Below are 15160 nucleotides of genomic sequence, written 5' to 3'. Positions count from 1 at the left end.
AGGCTGGGCCGGGACGCAAGTCCCGGCCCTCTTTTTTTGTCCGCGCGATTCGGAGCAAAAGAAAGCGCCGGTTTTCAGGCCGTTCGTCGAAAGCGCAGCGTCGCAAAGACGCACCAGCTGCCGTCATCCTGCAGCACCGAATCGGTGACAACCATCCGGTCGGGCGTTTCCAGTACATAGGTGGAGCGGCCAATTTCTATGTCGGCGCTGCCCCAATGATTGTGCCATTCGGACCCGGCCACGCGCCCGCCGATCGGGCGTGTCCGGCCCCTATTGTCGGTCCAGTTGCCGCGCACCCGGCCCTTGGCATCGACGCGGCAAATCGCTTCCGCCGCATATTCGATCGGCGTCGTGCCGGGCACCGCCAGTCGATAGGCGAGCGCCGTCGCGTCGCTGTCGGGCGCCGGCTTGATCACCAGCGTCGCGATCGCCGCTTTTCCGAACGCCGTGCCTTCGCCGGTCCATGTTCCGTGCCATGCGGCCAGCGACGGTACCGGATCCTCGGTCGCCGCGGGGGCCGCAATCGCCAGCAGCGCCGCGATCCCCCACTGCGCCGTCATGCCGCCATTTCCGAGCGCGAAAACATGAACGCATTGCCGTCGGGATCGTAGAAGGTGATCAGTTTCACCATGCCGGGGATGTGCTGGATATCGCCATCCTGCCGCACCCCCTCGGCGTCGAGATGCGCCTTGGCCGCGTCGATGTCGGCGACCTCGAACACATTGGTCGCACCGCCGCCCTGCACGACGCTCTCAACCTGGCTGAGCCCGATATTGACCCCCGCCATCGGGGTCGCCAGCTCGCACCAGCCGATCTCGTCGGCGCGGTAGAGCAATTTGCAGTGCATCACGCGCTCGTACCAGGCGATCGCCGCAGTCATGTCGGTCACCCCCATCGAACAGGTGAGTTCGGATCCGAATTCGATTGTCATGTGGTTGCTCCCTTTCTGAAAAACCGCGTTCCCGCCCTTGCAGTCGTCATTGCGAGGAACCGAAGGCGACGCGGCAATCCAGAGTAGGCGCAAACCCGCTCTGGATTGCTTCGCTGCGCTCGCAATGACGGTGCTCGAGAATCAGCGCCAGAACTCCAATCCCCTTGCCTCAACGGTCCGATTTGTATAGTTAGTTGCAAATGCCGTCAAGCACACCCGTTCCGCTCCTGCTCCAGCTCGGCAGCCACCGCTGGCTGGTGCCGCTGCTCGCCGATCTGGGGGCGCATCGCGGCGCGCGGTTCGTCGAGCTGCTCCACCGGCTTGGGCTTTCGCGCGACAGCCTGACGCGCACCCTGAGCGCCGCGGCGACGATCGGCTGGGTCCAGCGCAACCCCGGCCACGGCCACCCGCTGCGCCCCGAATATATCCTCACCGAAGCGGGCAAAGCCGCCGCCGCGCGCGCCGCGACGATCGCTGCGGCACAGAGCAAGATCGGCCTGCCGCCCGGCGCGACGACGCGATGGAGCCTTCCCTTGGTGGCCGGGATCAGCGCGGGCCACGACCGCTTTAACGCGCTGTCACGCCTGCTCGCCCCTGCGACCCCGCGCGCTCTGTCGCAGGGGCTGTCGGCGCTGGGAGAACAAGGGCTGGTGCGGCGCGAATTACTGGACCTGCGGCCACCGGCAAGCCGTTACGCGCTGACCGGCACCGGACAATTGATGGCGACCGCGGTCACCGGCTAACTTGTCGCAGCCGTCTTGAGATCGGCTCTCCGCCTTGTGGACAGTTGCGGGAATAACCCTGTGGATCAGCTGTTCAAACTGCGCCGGATCGCGGCAATCTCGGCGTCGAGTTCGCTATCGGCGACGCGCAGCGCCTCGACGGTGCGAACCGCGTGGATCACCGTGCTATGATCACGGCCGCCGAAACGGCGCCCGATTTCGGGATAGGAGCGCGGCGTCAGTTCCTTGGCGAGGTACATCGCGACCTGGCGCGGGCGGGCGACGGCGCGGACGCGGCGCTTCGACGCCATTTCCGACTTGTCGAGCCGATAGTGCGCGCAGACCGCGCGCTGGATTTCCTCGATCGTGATCCGCGGCCGCGCGCAGCGGACATTTTCTGCCAGCCGATCCTCGGCGAGCCGAAGGTCGATCGTCGTCCCGGTGAGCGCGGCATAGGCGAGCAGTTTGTTGAGCGCGCCTTCGAGCTCGCGGATGTTGCGGGTGAAATGTTTGACCAGATAGGCGACGACATCGTCGGGCACCTCGACCATCGGCATCGCGGCCAGCCGCTGGCGGATGATGCGTTCGCGCAGGTCGTCCTCGGGCGCCTCGATATCGGCGACAAGCCCGCCCGCCAGGCGCGACAGCAGCCGCGCCTCGACCCCGTCGAGCATCGCGGGTGGGCGGTCGGCGGTGACCACCAGCCGCTTGCCCGCAGTCATCAGGTCATCGATCGTGTGGAGCAATTCTTCCTGCGTCGAATTCTTGCCGATGACGAATTGCAGGTCGTCGAGCAGCAGCAGGTCGGCGGCGCGCAGCCGCGCCTTGAACGCCATCATGTCGCCGCCACGCATCGCGCCGACAAATTCGAGCATGAATTTTTCCGCCGACATCAGGATGATGGTCGCGGTCGGATGCGCCCGGGCATAATCCTGCGCGATCGCCTGGAGCAGGTGCGTCTTGCCCTGGCCGGTTCCCGAGCAGAGATAGAGCGGGTTGAATTGCGGCGCTTCGACCATCGCCATGCGGCGCGCGGCGTTGGCCGCGAGAATGTTCGAGCGCGCGATCACGAAGCGCTCGAACGACAGGCGCGGATCGAACCCGAGCAGCGCCGGATTGGCGGCAGGTTGCGTCGCCGACGTGTCGAACGCGGGCAGCGGCGGGTGGGCGAGCGCTGCGGCGCGCTCGCTCGCCGCGGCGCCGCCACGTACGGTGACGCTGCGCACCGCGGGCAGCTGCTGGCGCCACGCCAGTTCGAGGCGGTCGCCGAAGCGTTCATTGATCCAGTTGGCCGAAAAACGGCTGGCGGTTTCGAGCGTGACGACGCCCGACAAGGTGCAAAAATCGGCAAACCGCACGGGTTTCAGCCAATGGTCGAAGGTGCGGGCGCCGAGGTCACGGCGCAGCCCTTCGGCGACACGCGGCCACAGCGTCGCGGCATCGCCGCTCATCGCCTTGTCGCCCGCGCCATATCCATCCCGATTCCCGCTTTCCGCCACGCCGCACTGCCCCCTGATCCCCCTGCCCCCGCACTCCCCCCGGCCGCGTCACATGCCGATCCGGCCCGCGCAGCAGGCGCAAGCGTCCTTCCCGGACCGATCGGCCCGACAAAGCGTGAATCATGTCGATGTGGCGGCCGCCAGCGAAGGCCGACGACCCCCTTGTCTAGTCAGGGCACGCCGAGTCGATCAAGGGGCAGCAATGTAAAAATACTGAAATAAAAATCTTGACTCGCCGGGGTCGCCGGATTTGCGTCAAATAACATATTTGTATTTGTTTTACAGTGATTTAACCAGCCACTTCGCGGGCGTGGTAAACGAATCGCGGTAAATCCGTCACTTACCGCGATGCAACATTATTGCCATCGTGGCGTCACAATCGCGGGCACAAAAAAAGACCCGCCGGCAGCGCGCCGCGGGTCTTTTTTGTTCCCTTTCGGGACAGCGGAATCAGGCGAGCTGGTTCACGCTCTTGGTCAGGCGCGAATATTTGCGCGCCACGGTGTTCTTGTGCAGCACGCCCTTGGCGACGCCGCGCGCCATTTCGGGCTGGGCGGCCTTCAGCGCCGTGGCAGCGGCATCCTTGTCACCGGCAGCGATCGCATTCTCGACCTTCTTCACCAGCGTGCGAATGCGCGAAACGCGATTCTTGTTCACGATGGTGCGCGCGGTGTTGCGGCGGATGCGCTTTTTTGCCTGCGGCGTATTGGCCATAAATTCCTCGGTTTCCAAACGGTCTAAGTCAGTCGGAGCGCAGCGTCACCGGAGCAGCCGAATCGCGCAAGGAGGCGAATCAATGTCCGGATACGGCCGGTTCCGGTAGCCCGGACCCTGCTCGAAGGGTGCGCGCATAGCCAGACAGTCCCCATTGGTCAATCATTTTTGCGGCAGATGCGCGCGTCACCGCTGGCATTTCGGGCAGTAGAAGGTCGAACGTCCGCTCTGGACGATCCGCGCGATCGGGCCGCCGCATGCGCACGCCTCGCCCTCGCGGCCATAGACGCGCCAGTCCTTGGCGAAATAGCCAAGTTCGCCGTCGGGCTGTTTATAATCGCGCAGCGTCGAGCCGCCCGCCGCGATCGATGCCTCGAGCACCGCCTTGATGGCCGGGACCAGTCCCGCGAGTTTGGCGCGCGAGACGTCGGCGGCGGGTTTAGCCGGATGGATGCGCGCCATGTTGAGCGCCTCGCACACATAGATATTGCCGAGCCCCGCGACGATCGTCTGGTCGAGCAGCATCGCCTTGATCGGCGCACGGCGCCCCGCGAGGGCGCGGCCAAGATAGGCGGCGTCGAAAGCGTCGGACAGGGGTTCGGGACCGAGGGTGACAAAGGCCGGAAAGCCTGTCAGCGGATCGCCCGCGACCAGATCCACCGACCCGAACCGCCGCGGATCATGGAGCATCAGCCGCTGCCCCGCGGCGGTGTCGATCAGCAGATGGTCGTGCTTGCCGGGCTCGCCCGCGCCGATCCGCCAGCTGCCCGACATGCCGAGATGAAAGATCATATGGTCGCCGCGGTCGGTCGCGATGATGCCATATTTGGCGCGGCGCGTGAGCCCAGTGACGATCGATCCGGTCAGCCGCTGCGCCAGATCGACCGGGAACGGGCGGCGGAGGTCGGGACGCAGCGTCGACACGCGCACCAGCCGCTGGCCGGTGAGATGCGGCATCAGGCCGCGGACGGTGGTTTCGACTTCGGGGAGCTCGGGCATGTCGCGGTTCGGGCTACGCGCCATTTGCCTGCGCTTCAACCCTTGGCTAAAGGCCGGTCAGACTTCGCTTCTCCCCCGCAAAGGCGCCCGATCGATGACCACCCCCGAAACCGTCAGCTTTGGCTATGAACAGGTTCCCGCGACCGAGAAAACCGCCAAGGTCGGCGAGGTGTTCAGCCGCGTCGCGCGCAAATATGATATCATGAACGACGCCATGTCGGGCGGCATGCACCGATTGTGGAAAGACCGCTTCGTCCGCCGCGTGAAACCGCGCGCGGGCGAGGCAATCCTCGACATGGCGGGCGGCACCGGCGACATCGCGTTTCGCATGGAGCCGTCGGGCGCCAGCATCACCGTCGCCGACATCAACCCCGACATGCTGGGCGTCGGCATGGAACGCGCGGCGCAGCGCGGTATCGATTCGCTGGTGTGGAGCGAGCAGAATGCCGAGACCTTGTCGTTCCCCGACCAGTTTTTCGATGCCTATACGATCGCCTTCGGTATCCGCAATGTCACCGACATTCCCGCGGCGCTGAAAGAAGCGCACCGCGTGCTGCGTTATGGCGGGCGCTTTTTCTGCCTCGAATTTTCGACCAACGAATGGCCGGGCTTCGCGCAGGCCTATGACGCTTATTCGCACCACCTCGTCCCCAAGCTCGGCAAGCTGATCGCACAGGACGAGGACAGCTATCGTTACCTGATCGAATCGATCCGCCGTTTCCCGCCGATGCCCGAATTTGCGAAGATGATCGGCGAAGCGGGCTTCACGTCGGTCAAGGTCGAGCCGATAATGGGCGGGCTGGTCGCGATCCACAGCGGGTGGAAGGCATGACCGAATGCCATTTCTCTCCCCTCCCGCAGGCGGGAGGGGCAGCGAGACTTACGAACTTGTTCGTTAGTCGCAGCGGGGTGGGTCTTCTCACCGTCGCTGCCCACCCCCAACCCCTCCCGCCTGCGGGAGGGGAGAAGAAGTGACCCGTCCCGTCACCCATATCCTGCGCCTGCTGAAATGGGGCCGCATTTTGGCGCGCCACGGGGCGCTGCGCGGGATCGAGACCGCGCCGCAGACCCCGCCGGGGGTAAAGCGACTGTGCCGGATCGCGCGGCTGGGCACGATCCAGCCGAAAATCCCCGACTATGCCGCGGCCTTTCAGGCGATCGGCCCCGCCGCGGTCAAGCTGGGTCAGACATTGGCCACCCGGCCCGATCTGGTCGGCGAGGAAGCGGCGCGCAACCTGCTGAGTTTGCAGGACGCGCTGCCCCCGGTCGCGTTCGAACGGATCCGCCAAGAGATCGAGGCGACGTTCGAGGTGCCGCTGGAAAGCCTGTACCGCGAATTCGATCCCGACCCGGTGGGGTCGGCGTCGATCGCGCAGGTGCACCGCGCGGTGACCACCGACGGCCGCCAGGTTGCGGTAAAGGTCCGCCGTCCGGGCATCGACAAGCAGTTCGCGCGCGACATCGAAACCTATGAATGGGCGGCGGCGCATCTGGAGGCGCTCGGCGGCGAAGCATCGCGGCTGCGCCCGCGGCAGGTGATCGCCAATTTCCGCCGCTGGACCTTGCGTGAGCTCGACCTGCGCCGCGAAGCCGCCTCGGCATCCGAACTCGCCGATGCGATGGTCGGGGTGCCGACCTATGAAGTCCCGGCAATCGACTGGGACCGCACGACCAGCCGCGTGATGACGCTGAGCTGGATCGACGGGATCAAGATTTCGCGCCGCGACGACCTGATCGCGGCGGGTCACGACATGGAGGCACTCGCCCGCAATCTGGTCCACGCCTTCCTGCGCCAGGCGATCGCCGAGGGCTTTTTCCACGCCGACATGCACCAGGGCAATTTGTTCGTGAAGGCCGACGGCACGATCGCCGCGGTCGATTTCGGCATTATGGGGCGGATCAACCGGCAGGCGCGCTACTGGCTGGCCGAAATCCTCTATGGGCTGACCACGGGCAATTACCGCCGCGTCGCCGAGATCCACTTCGAGGCGCAGTACGTCCCCGATTACCACAATGTCGAGGAATTCGCGACAGCGCTGCGTGCGGTCGGCGAACCGATGCGCGGCAAGCCGGTGAGCGAATTGTCGGTCGGCCAGATGCTCGACGGGCTGTTCGCGATCACCCGCGATTTCGACATGCAGACGCAGCCGCACCTGTTGTTGCTGCAAAAAACGATGGTCATGGTCGAGGGGGTCGCAACGATGCTCAATCCCAAGATCAACATGTGGGACGTGTCGGGGCCGTTCGTGAAGGAATGGATTCGCGACGAACTCGGCCCCGAAGCCGCGCTCGCCGATGGCCTCCGCGAGCAAGGCAAGACGCTGGCGCTGATCCCCGACATCATCCGCCGCCTCGACGCACAATTGCCGCGCAAGGGCGCCGCGCCGCCCGCCCCGCCGCTGCCGGAAATCCCGCTGATGTGGGAAAAGGGCGAGCGGCACGTGTGGTGGCGTTATGTGCTAACGGCGCTGGCGGGCGGGGCCATTGCAACCGCGGGAATGGTCTGGTTCGGATGATGCTCCGCTTGTTCGGCGGTGCGTCCAATTGTAGACCCAATTGATGACGGTTGACTGCAAATCCTCACGTCGCAAACGGCCAACGAAGGTAACGCTCAACGCCGAGTTGCTCCTTGAAGCAAAGAGGCTTGGGATCAACGTTAGCGCGGCTTGCGAACGCGGCCTGGCAGAACGCGTCCACCGTCTACGCAAGGCACTCGGCAAATAATGGGTGGGGACGCAACGGACCCCGTGGCTTTTCCAAGCAGCTTTGATATTTGGGTCATATGACCAAGCCCCGCATCCTGCTCATCATCGGCGGCGGCATCGCTGCGTATAAATCGATCGAGCTGGTCCGCCTGCTCCGCAAGGCAGGATATGTTGTGCGCTGTGTCATCACCCGCGCGGGCGAGCAGTTCGTGACGCCGCTGACGCTGGCGGCGCTGTCCGAGAACAAGGTTTACACAAATTTGTTCGACCTGAAAGACGAGGTCGAGATGGGGCATATCCAGCTGAGCCGCGAGGCCGATCTTGTCGTCGTTGCGCCCGCGACCGCGGATCTGCTGGCAAAGATGGCTGCGGGCATCGCCGACGACCTCGCCACCACCCTGCTGCTCGCGACCGACAAGCCGGTGCTCGCTGCGCCTGCGATGAATGTCCGCATGTGGCTTCACCCCGCGACGCAGCGCAATGTCGCGACCTTGCGCGGCGATGGGGTGACGGTGATGGCGCCCGACGACGGCGAGATGGCGTGCGGTGAGTTTGGCCCGGGACGCTTGCCCGAACCGGCAGCGATCAAGGACGCGATTGATGCCGCGCTCGCCGCTGGACCTGCCATCACCGCGATGACTGGCCAGCCCGATTTCGCGCCTGCAAACCACCGGCCGCTATACGGCCGACGCATCCTGATCACGGCGGGTCCGACGCACGAGCCGATCGATCCGGTGCGCTACATCGCCAACCGGTCAAGCGGCAAACAGGGTTTTGCGATCGCCGCCGCCGCCGCCGAAGCGGGCGCCGAAGTGCTGCTCGTCGCCGGTCCGGTCGACCTGCCGACCCCGCCGGGGGTGATCCGCGTCGATGTCGAAACCGCGGTCGAAATGGCCGATGAGGTGCGGCAGGGGTTACCCGTCGATGCCGCGATAATGGTCGCTGCGGTCGCCGACTGGCGCGCCGCCGACACATCGGTGCAGAAGATCAAGAAGGACGGCAGCGGCGCGGTGCCGCCGCTCGCGCTGACCGAAAATCCCGACATCCTTGCCGGGGTTGCCAAGAGCGCCGAGCGCCCGACGCTGCTGATCGGCTTTGCCGCCGAGACCAATGACGTCATCGCGCATGCCGAGGCGAAGCTGGCGAAGAAGGGCTGCGACTGGATCGTTGCCAACGACGTGTCCGCCGACCCGATGGGCGGCGAAAGCAACCGCGTGCATATCGTTAGCAAAGACGGGATAGACAGCTGGGACCGATTGCCGAAAGCTGCTGTCGCCCGCAAATTGATGGAAAAGATCGCCGATGAGCTCGATGCGCGTAGCCCCCGCCAGTCCGATTGAAATTCGCATCCAGCGGCTGCCCAATGGCGGCGGCCTGCCTCTGCCCGCCTATGCCAGCGACGGCGCGGCGGGGATGGATGTCGTCGCGGCGGAGTCGCTGACGATCCGCCCTGGCACCCGCCATGCGGTGGCGACCGGCTTCGCGATGGCGATCCCTGCGGGCTATGAGGTGCAGGTGCGCCCACGCTCGGGACTCGCGCTGAAGCATGGCATCACCTGCCTCAACACGCCCGGGACGATTGACAGCGATTATCGCGGCGAGATCAAGGTAATCCTGGCCAATCTGGGCGAAGATAATTTCGAAGTGAAGCGCGGTGACCGCATCGCGCAATTGGTTCCGGCGCCGGTCCAGCGCGCGAACTTCGCCGAAGTGGCGACGCTTGACGAAACGACACGCGGCGCGGGCGGTTTCGGATCGACCGGCGTCGAGAGCGAACCCGTCGACGAAACCGCCGACGCCGCGGGGCTGGCCTCGCTGTCGGGGATCAAGACCCGCCGATCGAGCGAGTAGAGCTTGCTCAGCGACGCCGAACTCGACCGCTACGCGCGCCAGATCATCCTGCCCGCGTTCGGCGGCGCGGGGCAGGCAAAGCTGGAGGCCGCACATGTCGCGATCGTCGGCGCGGGGGGCATCGGCTGCCCGGCGATCACCTATCTGGCCGCGGCGGGGGTCGGCAGGCTGACGATCATCGATGATGATGTCGTCGAATTGTCGAACCTGCAAAGGCAACCGCTGTTCACCGATGCCGACATCGGCGCGGGCAAGGCCGAGGTGGCGGCGGCGGCCGCGCAGCGGATCAACCCGCATGTCGAGGCAGTCGCGGTGGCGCGGCGGATCGACAATGCGAATGCTGCGGCGCTGCTGACGGGCGCCGACCTGATCCTCGACGGCTGCGACAATTTCGCGACCCGGCTGGCGGTCAACCGCGCCGCGGTTGCTCTGCGGACCCCGCTGCTCAGCGCCGCGATCGGGGCGTTCGAGGGGCAGGTGGCGCTGTACGAGGGCTGGCGCACGGGCAGCCCTTGCTATGCCTGCCTGGTCGGCGACGATCCCGACCGGCCCGGGATCAACTGCGCCGAGACCGGGGTGATGGGCGCGCTGGCGGGGATGGTCGGGACGATGGCGGCGCTGGAGGCGGTGCGCGCGCTGACCGGCTGGGGTTCGGCCCTGACCGGGCGACTGGCGATCGTCGACATGCTCGACCGGCGCTGGCGCGAGGTCGCGGTCGCGAAGGATACGGAGTGTCCGATATGCCGGGGCTGAACATCATCGTCGCTTCGGCCGAGGGGCGGCGTTTCTGTGCGGCGCTGGAGACCGCAATCGCCGCCGTGGCGCTGGGGCAGCCCGCGCGCGTATTTTTGCAAGGCGACGCCGCCGCGATGCTGCGCGCGCCCGCGGGCTTTGCGGGCGACGCCGCGCGCCGCGCGGCGGGGCTGCCGGGCCTGGGCGAACTGATCGACGAGGCGCTGGCGAGCGGGGTTGAGATGGTCGTGTGCCAATCGGGGCTGGCGCTGAGCGATTTAACCGCGGACCGGATTGTGGAGGGCGTGAAGGCCGGCGGGGTCGTCAGTTTCCTGGCGGCAGTGGCGGGGGACGATCGGTTGATCGTTTATTGAAGGCCGATCCTCCCCGTGGCGAAGCCATGGGAGGTAGCAGCGTGCAGCGCTGACCGACGGGTCATGGCGGACCGTTGCGGCCCCTCCACCATCCTTCGGATGGTCCCCTCCCCATCGCTTCGCGACAGGGAGGATCAATCGGTCACGGATTGGCGCAGACCTTGATCGCGCCCGGTTCGGGTCGCCTCCCGCTGGGTACAAATCGCGCCAGATAACCCCCGGCATGCTGTTTGTCGTCATAGGACAGGAGCTTGAACCCCACCGCCTGAAACTCGCAGACGAGCAGGCGAAAGGGCGTGCCATGATCGGCGATCGGGCGGTCGCCGTCGACGACGATCACCTGCCCACCTTCACGCAGCGCCGGGCGCAATCGCCAGAGGAAGGCGTAAGGCTCGCCAATCTCGTGGTACATATGCACCATGAACACGCGATCGAAACTGGCCGCGGGCAGGCGCGGATCGTCGACCGCACCGAGTTTCAGCGACACATTGTCGAGCCGTTCGCGCGCAACCCGGTCGGCCAGCCGCTCGATCACTTCGGGCATGATGTCCTGCGCCAGCACCCGGCCGGTAGCACCGACCCGTGGCGCGAGGCGGACGGTGTAATAGCCGTCACCCGCCCCGATGTCGGCAACGGTCATTCCGGGCCGGACGTCGGCCGAGTTCATCACGTCTTCCGCTTCGTTGACGCGGTCGCGCGCTTCCTCGGTCGACCATTTGGTCGACACGGTTGGCGCCACCGGCCGGTCGGCGGGCGGAAACTCGCGCGCCGTTTCGATGCGGTCGCCGCCGGTCTGCCATGGCGCGTCGCAGCCGCCGAGCAGCAGCGACAACGCAAGCAGGGCGGCGAATCGCTTCATCAATCGATATCCTCGACCTCGACCTTTTCGCCCGTCACCTTCTGCGACAGCGCCGCCGCCATGAACGGATCGAGCGCGCCGTCGAGCACGTCGGCGGGAGCGGTCGACGTGACGCCGGTGCGCAGATCCTTCACCAGCTGATAGGGCTGGAGAACATAGGAGCGGATCTGGTGGCCCCAGCCGATTTCGGTCTTGGCCTGATATTCGCCAGACGCCGCGGCCTCGCGCTTTTGCAGCTCGGCCTCGTACATCCGCGCCTTCAGCATCCCCATCGCGGTCGCGCGGTTCTTGTGCTGCGAGCGGTCGTTCTGGCTGGCGACGACGATGCCGGTCGGGATGTGGGTGATGCGCACCGCCGAATCGGTCGTATTGACGTGCTGGCCGCCCGCGCCCGAGGCGCGATAGGTGTCGATCTTGAGGTCGCCTTCGTTGATTTCGATTTCGATATTGTCGTCGATCACCGGGTAGACCCAGACGCTGGAAAAGCTGGTGTGGCGGCGCGCCGAGCTGTCGTAGGGTGAAATGCGGACGAGGCGGTGGACGCCGCTTTCGGTCTTGGCATAGCCATAGGCATTGTCGCCCTTGACCAGCATCGTCGCCGATTTGATGCCCGCCTGTTCGCCGGCCTGATATTCGACCAGTTCGACCTTGAACCCGCGCTTTTCGGCCCAGCGGCTGTACATGCGCTGGAGCATTTCGGCCCAGTCCTGGCTTTCGGTGCCGCCCGCGCCGGCGTGGACCTCGATATAGCAATCATTGCCGTCGGCCTCGCCCGCCAGCAACGCCTTGATCTTGTCTTCCTCGGCGCGGGCCGCAAGCACCGCCAGCGAGGCCACCGCCTCGTCGACCATCGCTTCGTCGCCTTCCATTTCGGCGAGTTCGATCAGTTCGGCGGTGTCGGCGCATTCGGTTTCGATTGCGCGCGTCGCGGTGATCGCCTCGTCGAGACGGCGGCGTTCGCGCATGACCTCTTGCGCCGCCTTGGCATCATTCCACAAGGTCGGATCCTCGACCTTGGCGTTGAGTTCGTCGAGCCGCCGCAATGCGCGGTCCCAGTCGAGGAAACGCCGCAACAGCGCCAGCGCGGCGCCAATCTTGTCGATATGATCCTGCGCTTCGGCGCGCATGTCCTTGCTCCTGAGAAATGTTGACCTCGCCCTTACGGCCTGAACAGCCGCAGGGGAAGGAGGCGCGGCAGGTCAGATGATGCCGCCGCGATCCTCCAGAAAATCGCTGTCGCTGCGGCGTCCGTTACCCTGCTGAACCGGCGCGTCCTGACGGGGCGCCGCTTTCGGCGGCCTGATTTCTTCCTGACGGATGGTGCGGCGCGGTTCGCTTTCGGGCTTGAACGCCTCCCAGATGATCGACGCCTTGGGATCGGTCCCCGGCCAGCTGCCGTAAACGCGGCGACCCGACTGGCGATCGATGCGGACCATCCGCACGCCCTTGGGCGCGGCGAACGGGATCGGCTGACGGTCGGCGAGCGCGGCGAGCGCGAAATCCTTGAAAATCGGCGCCGCATAACTGCCGCCCTGGGCATATCCGCCCATGCTGCGCGGCTGGTCGAAACCGATATACATACCCGCGATCACGTCGGGAGTGCCGCCGACGAACCACACATCGTTCGGCCCGGTGGTCGTCCCCGTCTTGCCGAACAGCGGCACATTCAGATCGCGCAGCCGCACCGCGGTACCGCGCTGGACGACGCCTTCCAGCATATGGACGACCTGATAGGCGGTGATCGGATCCATCAACTGCCGGCCCGATTTGGCAAAACGCGGCATCGGGCGGCCGTCCCAGTCTTTTTTGTTGCACCCCGCGCACGGCTTCCAGTTTGCCGGGAAGATCACCTTGCCGCGGCGATCCTGCGCATAGTCGATCACCCGCGGCTTCAGCTCGCGGCCGTGATTGGCCAGCATCGCATAGGCATTGGTAATTTTTTCGACCGTCGTCGATCCGGCGCCGAGCGCCGTCGACAGATAGGGTTCGTGCTTTCCGATCCCCATCGTCGCGATCGTTTCGACGACCGGCTCGATGCCGACCTGACTCGCCGCCCGCACCGTCATCAGGTTGCGCGACTGTTCGAGCCCCCAGCGCATCGTATGTTCGCCCGACCCGCCGGCGCCGCCGAAATTGCGGAAACATTTGTTGCCGAAACGCGCGCCCTGATAGACGCAGAACGGGCCATCGACGATCATTGTCGCAGGGGTCATGCCGTTGTCGAGCGCCGCGGCATAGACGAACGGCTTGATCGTCGAGCCCGGCTGGCGCTCGGCCTGCGTCGCCCGGTTGAAGGGCGAGAGACGCACGTCGAAGCCGCCCTGCATCGCATAAATACGCCCCGAATGCGGGCTTTCGACGACCATGCCGCCCGATACCTCGGGAATGTTACGCAGCGCGTAATTGCTGCCGCCGGTCGATTTGACGGCGATCAGGTCTCCCGGGCGCATCGCCGCAAAAGCATTGCCGCCGGTCTTGCGATAACCCATCGTCGCGGCGCTGGCGGGAAGCGTGCCGGTATCGCCGTTGGCAAAGCCGATCCGCGCCGCACCCGCCGACTTCGACAGCACCGCGGCAACACGCCAGTTATCGTAATCAATGCCAATAAAGCTCGACGCGAGGCGGCTCTGCCACTGGTCGTCGGCCTCGATCGTCGCGATCGGCCCCGACCAGCCCTTGCCCGCATCATAGCGTTGCAGCCCCTTGCGGAGCGCCATGGTGGTCGCTTCCTGCATCTTGGCGTCATAGGGCGTGCGAACCCACAGGCCGCCGGCATAGACGCTGAGCGGGCCGTCTTCGGCGGTTTCCCCGAACTGGGCGATCAGCTGGCGGCGAACCTCTTCCATATAATAGCCGCCGACCTGTGCCACCGCAGTGTTGCCGCTGTTGGTGAGGCCGAGCGGCATGGCGCGCGCGGCGTCGCGCTGTGCCGCGGTGATCCAGCCGTTGCCGTGCATCGCGCCGAGCACGAAGTTGCGCCGGGCCAACCCTTCGGCCTCGTTGCGCGCGCGGCCATATTTTTCGGGTGCCTTGGGCAGGATCGCGAGGAACGCCATTTCATGGAGCTGCAGCTGGTCGACATCCTTGTCGAAATAAGCGCGGCTGGCCGCCTGTACGCCAAAGGCGCGGCGGCCGAGCGGAATTTCGTTGAGATAAAGTTCGAGAATCTGTTCCTTGCTCAGCGCATTTTCGATCCGCATCGCCAGGATCGCCTCGCGCACTTTGCGGCGATAGCTCAGTTCGTTGGTGAGCAGCAGGTTTTTCGCCACCTGCTGGGTGATCGTCGACGCGCCGACCGGGCGGCCATCGCTGGTCAGATTGTTGAGAATCGCCGACGCGATGCCGGGATAATCGATGCCGCCGTGGCTGAAGAAGGTCTTGTCCTCTGCGGCCAGGAACGATCGCACGAGCAGTTGCGGATATTCGCTATAGTCGAGCTGGACGCGCCGTTCGCGCGCATAGCTGTGGACCGGCTTGCCCTCGCCATCGCGGACCATCGTCGGCAGCGGCGGTTCATAATCGCGCAGCTGGTCAACCGACGGCAGGTCGCGCGCGAACAGCGCCCAGATCAGGGTCAGTGCGAGCAATCCGGCAAGGACAAGATAGCCAAGCCAGCGGAACCAGCGCCGCGTCCACATGTCGCGCAGCCAGTGGAGAACGGCGTTGCTGTCACGGCGCAGGCGATAGCGAAAGTGGGACGTGGTCTCGGCGGCCATATCGCCAAGCCTCTAAAGCGTGCGACCGCGAAAGGGAAGCATGGTTGCGGCGGGGAGA

Annotated in this window: 16 protein-coding genes; 8 read left to right on the top strand and 8 right to left on the bottom strand. The window is 65.6% G+C overall.

All coding sequences use genetic code 11. The annotated features are described in order from the left end of the window. Positions 1-74: 74 nt before the first annotated feature. Entirely contained in the window at positions 75-560 is a 486-nt protein-coding gene (locus IR187_RS09285; RefSeq protein ID WP_194954322.1) for a hypothetical protein, read from the bottom strand. Beyond that, positions 557-931: a VOC family protein gene (locus IR187_RS09280; protein WP_194954321.1), complete on the bottom strand. Its 375-nt coding sequence runs from the start codon at positions 929-931 to the stop codon at positions 557-559. Before IR187_RS09280 ends, IR187_RS09285 begins: the two co-directional genes overlap by 4 nt. A 200-nt stretch (positions 932-1131) precedes the next feature. On the opposite strand from IR187_RS09280, the gene IR187_RS09275 reads away from it, so the two are divergent. Further along, positions 1132-1674: a winged helix-turn-helix transcriptional regulator gene (locus IR187_RS09275; RefSeq protein WP_194954320.1), complete on the top strand. Its 543-nt coding sequence runs from the start codon at positions 1132-1134 to the stop codon at positions 1672-1674. A gap of 65 nt (positions 1675-1739) precedes the next feature. Here the strand turns inward: IR187_RS09275 and dnaA are convergent, their stop codons facing one another. From dnaA to mutM, 3 genes are all read right to left on the bottom strand, one after another. Next, complete coding sequence (gene dnaA / locus IR187_RS09270) at positions 1740-3104, bottom strand: chromosomal replication initiator protein DnaA (protein ID WP_194954364.1); 1365 nt, start codon at positions 3102-3104, stop codon at positions 1740-1742. A gap of 498 nt (positions 3105-3602) precedes the next feature. Beyond that, positions 3603-3866 carry a 30S ribosomal protein S20 gene (rpsT, locus tag IR187_RS09265; RefSeq protein ID WP_194954319.1) on the bottom strand — a complete coding sequence of 88 codons (264 nt, stop codon included), beginning with the start codon at positions 3864-3866 and terminating at the stop codon, positions 3603-3605. Between the two features lie 186 nt (positions 3867-4052). Continuing rightward, a complete protein-coding gene (gene mutM / locus IR187_RS09260) occupies positions 4053-4865 on the bottom strand; it encodes a bifunctional DNA-formamidopyrimidine glycosylase/DNA-(apurinic or apyrimidinic site) lyase (RefSeq protein WP_194954363.1) in 813 nt (270 codons plus the stop codon). A gap of 94 nt (positions 4866-4959) precedes the next feature. Here mutM and IR187_RS09255 point away from each other — a divergent pair, with 94 nt between their 5' ends. The 7 genes from IR187_RS09255 to IR187_RS09225 all read left to right on the top strand — a co-directional run bounded on the left by IR187_RS09255 (position 4960) and on the right by IR187_RS09225 (position 10527). Continuing rightward, positions 4960-5697, top strand: coding sequence for a class I SAM-dependent methyltransferase (locus tag IR187_RS09255; protein ID WP_194954318.1), 738 nt, complete (start codon positions 4960-4962; stop codon positions 5695-5697). Between the two features lie 139 nt (positions 5698-5836). After that, positions 5837-7381, top strand: coding sequence for a 2-polyprenylphenol 6-hydroxylase (gene ubiB, locus IR187_RS09250; RefSeq protein ID WP_194954317.1), 1545 nt, complete (start codon positions 5837-5839; stop codon positions 7379-7381). Between the two features lie 43 nt (positions 7382-7424). Beyond that, entirely contained in the window at positions 7425-7589 is a 165-nt protein-coding gene (locus tag IR187_RS16995; protein WP_194954316.1) for a type II toxin-antitoxin system CcdA family antitoxin, read from the top strand. Between the two features lie 58 nt (positions 7590-7647). After that, positions 7648-8910 carry a bifunctional phosphopantothenoylcysteine decarboxylase/phosphopantothenate--cysteine ligase CoaBC gene (gene coaBC / locus IR187_RS09240; RefSeq protein ID WP_194954315.1) on the top strand — a complete coding sequence of 421 codons (1263 nt, stop codon included), beginning with the start codon at positions 7648-7650 and terminating at the stop codon, positions 8908-8910. Continuing rightward, entirely contained in the window at positions 8882-9421 is a 540-nt protein-coding gene (gene dut / locus IR187_RS09235; protein WP_194954362.1) for a dUTP diphosphatase, read from the top strand. The genes coaBC and dut overlap by 29 nt, the downstream gene beginning before the upstream one ends. Positions 9422-9424: 3 nt before the next feature. Further along, on the top strand, positions 9425-10174 hold the full coding sequence (locus IR187_RS09230; RefSeq protein WP_194954314.1) for a HesA/MoeB/ThiF family protein: 750 nt from the start codon (positions 9425-9427) through the stop codon (positions 10172-10174). Next, on the top strand, positions 10162-10527 hold the full coding sequence (locus IR187_RS09225) for a DsrE family protein (RefSeq protein ID WP_194954361.1): 366 nt from the start codon (positions 10162-10164) through the stop codon (positions 10525-10527). Before IR187_RS09230 ends, IR187_RS09225 begins: the two co-directional genes overlap by 13 nt. Positions 10528-10669: 142 nt before the next feature. Here the strand turns inward: IR187_RS09225 and IR187_RS09220 are convergent, their stop codons facing one another. The 3 genes from IR187_RS09220 to IR187_RS09210 all read right to left on the bottom strand — a co-directional run bounded on the left by IR187_RS09220 (position 10670) and on the right by IR187_RS09210 (position 15102). Beyond that, a complete protein-coding gene (locus tag IR187_RS09220; RefSeq protein ID WP_194954313.1) occupies positions 10670-11386 on the bottom strand; it encodes a class I SAM-dependent methyltransferase in 717 nt (238 codons plus the stop codon). Beyond that, complete coding sequence (gene prfB, locus IR187_RS09215; protein ID WP_194954312.1) at positions 11386-12513, bottom strand: peptide chain release factor 2; 1128 nt, start codon at positions 12511-12513, stop codon at positions 11386-11388. The genes IR187_RS09220 and prfB overlap by 1 nt, the downstream gene beginning before the upstream one ends. Positions 12514-12585: 72 nt before the next feature. Then, on the bottom strand, positions 12586-15102 hold the full coding sequence (locus tag IR187_RS09210; protein ID WP_194954311.1) for a penicillin-binding protein 1A: 2517 nt from the start codon (positions 15100-15102) through the stop codon (positions 12586-12588). Positions 15103-15160: the final 58 nt, after the last annotated feature.

It is taken from the genome of Sphingopyxis solisilvae, assembly GCF_015475875.1.
GTDB lineage: Bacteria > Pseudomonadota > Alphaproteobacteria > Sphingomonadales > Sphingomonadaceae > Sphingopyxis > Sphingopyxis solisilvae.
Note: the sequence above shows the minus strand (reverse complement) of the source record. Positions and strands in the feature narration are given on the sequence as shown.

What these genes read in the sequence shown, in the direction of transcription:
- prfB (WP_194954312.1), bottom strand. Translation starts at nt 12,513, where the DNA reads ATGCGCGCCGAAGCGCAGGATCATATCGACAAGATTGGCGCCGCGCTG.
- IR187_RS09280 (WP_194954321.1), bottom strand. Translation starts at nt 931, where the DNA reads ATGACAATCGAATTCGGATCCGAACTCACCTGTTCGATGGGGGTGACC.
- dnaA (WP_194954364.1), bottom strand. Translation starts at nt 3,104, where the DNA reads ATGAGCGGCGATGCCGCGACGCTGTGGCCGCGTGTCGCCGAAGGGCTG.
- coaBC (WP_194954315.1), top strand. Translation starts at nt 7,648, where the DNA reads ATGACCAAGCCCCGCATCCTGCTCATCATCGGCGGCGGCATCGCTGCG.
- IR187_RS16995 (WP_194954316.1), top strand. Translation starts at nt 7,425, where the DNA reads ATGACGGTTGACTGCAAATCCTCACGTCGCAAACGGCCAACGAAGGTA.
- IR187_RS09255 (WP_194954318.1), top strand. Translation starts at nt 4,960, where the DNA reads ATGACCACCCCCGAAACCGTCAGCTTTGGCTATGAACAGGTTCCCGCG.
- IR187_RS09275 (WP_194954320.1), top strand. Translation starts at nt 1,132, where the DNA reads ATGCCGTCAAGCACACCCGTTCCGCTCCTGCTCCAGCTCGGCAGCCAC.
- IR187_RS09285 (WP_194954322.1), bottom strand. Translation starts at nt 560, where the DNA reads ATGACGGCGCAGTGGGGGATCGCGGCGCTGCTGGCGATTGCGGCCCCC.
- mutM (WP_194954363.1), bottom strand. Translation starts at nt 4,865, where the DNA reads ATGCCCGAGCTCCCCGAAGTCGAAACCACCGTCCGCGGCCTGATGCCG.
- IR187_RS09225 (WP_194954361.1), top strand. Translation starts at nt 10,162, where the DNA reads ATGCCGGGGCTGAACATCATCGTCGCTTCGGCCGAGGGGCGGCGTTTC.
- dut (WP_194954362.1), top strand. Translation starts at nt 8,882, where the DNA reads ATGCGCGTAGCCCCCGCCAGTCCGATTGAAATTCGCATCCAGCGGCTG.
- rpsT (WP_194954319.1), bottom strand. Translation starts at nt 3,866, where the DNA reads ATGGCCAATACGCCGCAGGCAAAAAAGCGCATCCGCCGCAACACCGCG.
- IR187_RS09220 (WP_194954313.1), bottom strand. Translation starts at nt 11,386, where the DNA reads ATGAAGCGATTCGCCGCCCTGCTTGCGTTGTCGCTGCTGCTCGGCGGC.
- IR187_RS09210 (WP_194954311.1), bottom strand. Translation starts at nt 15,102, where the DNA reads ATGGCCGCCGAGACCACGTCCCACTTTCGCTATCGCCTGCGCCGTGAC.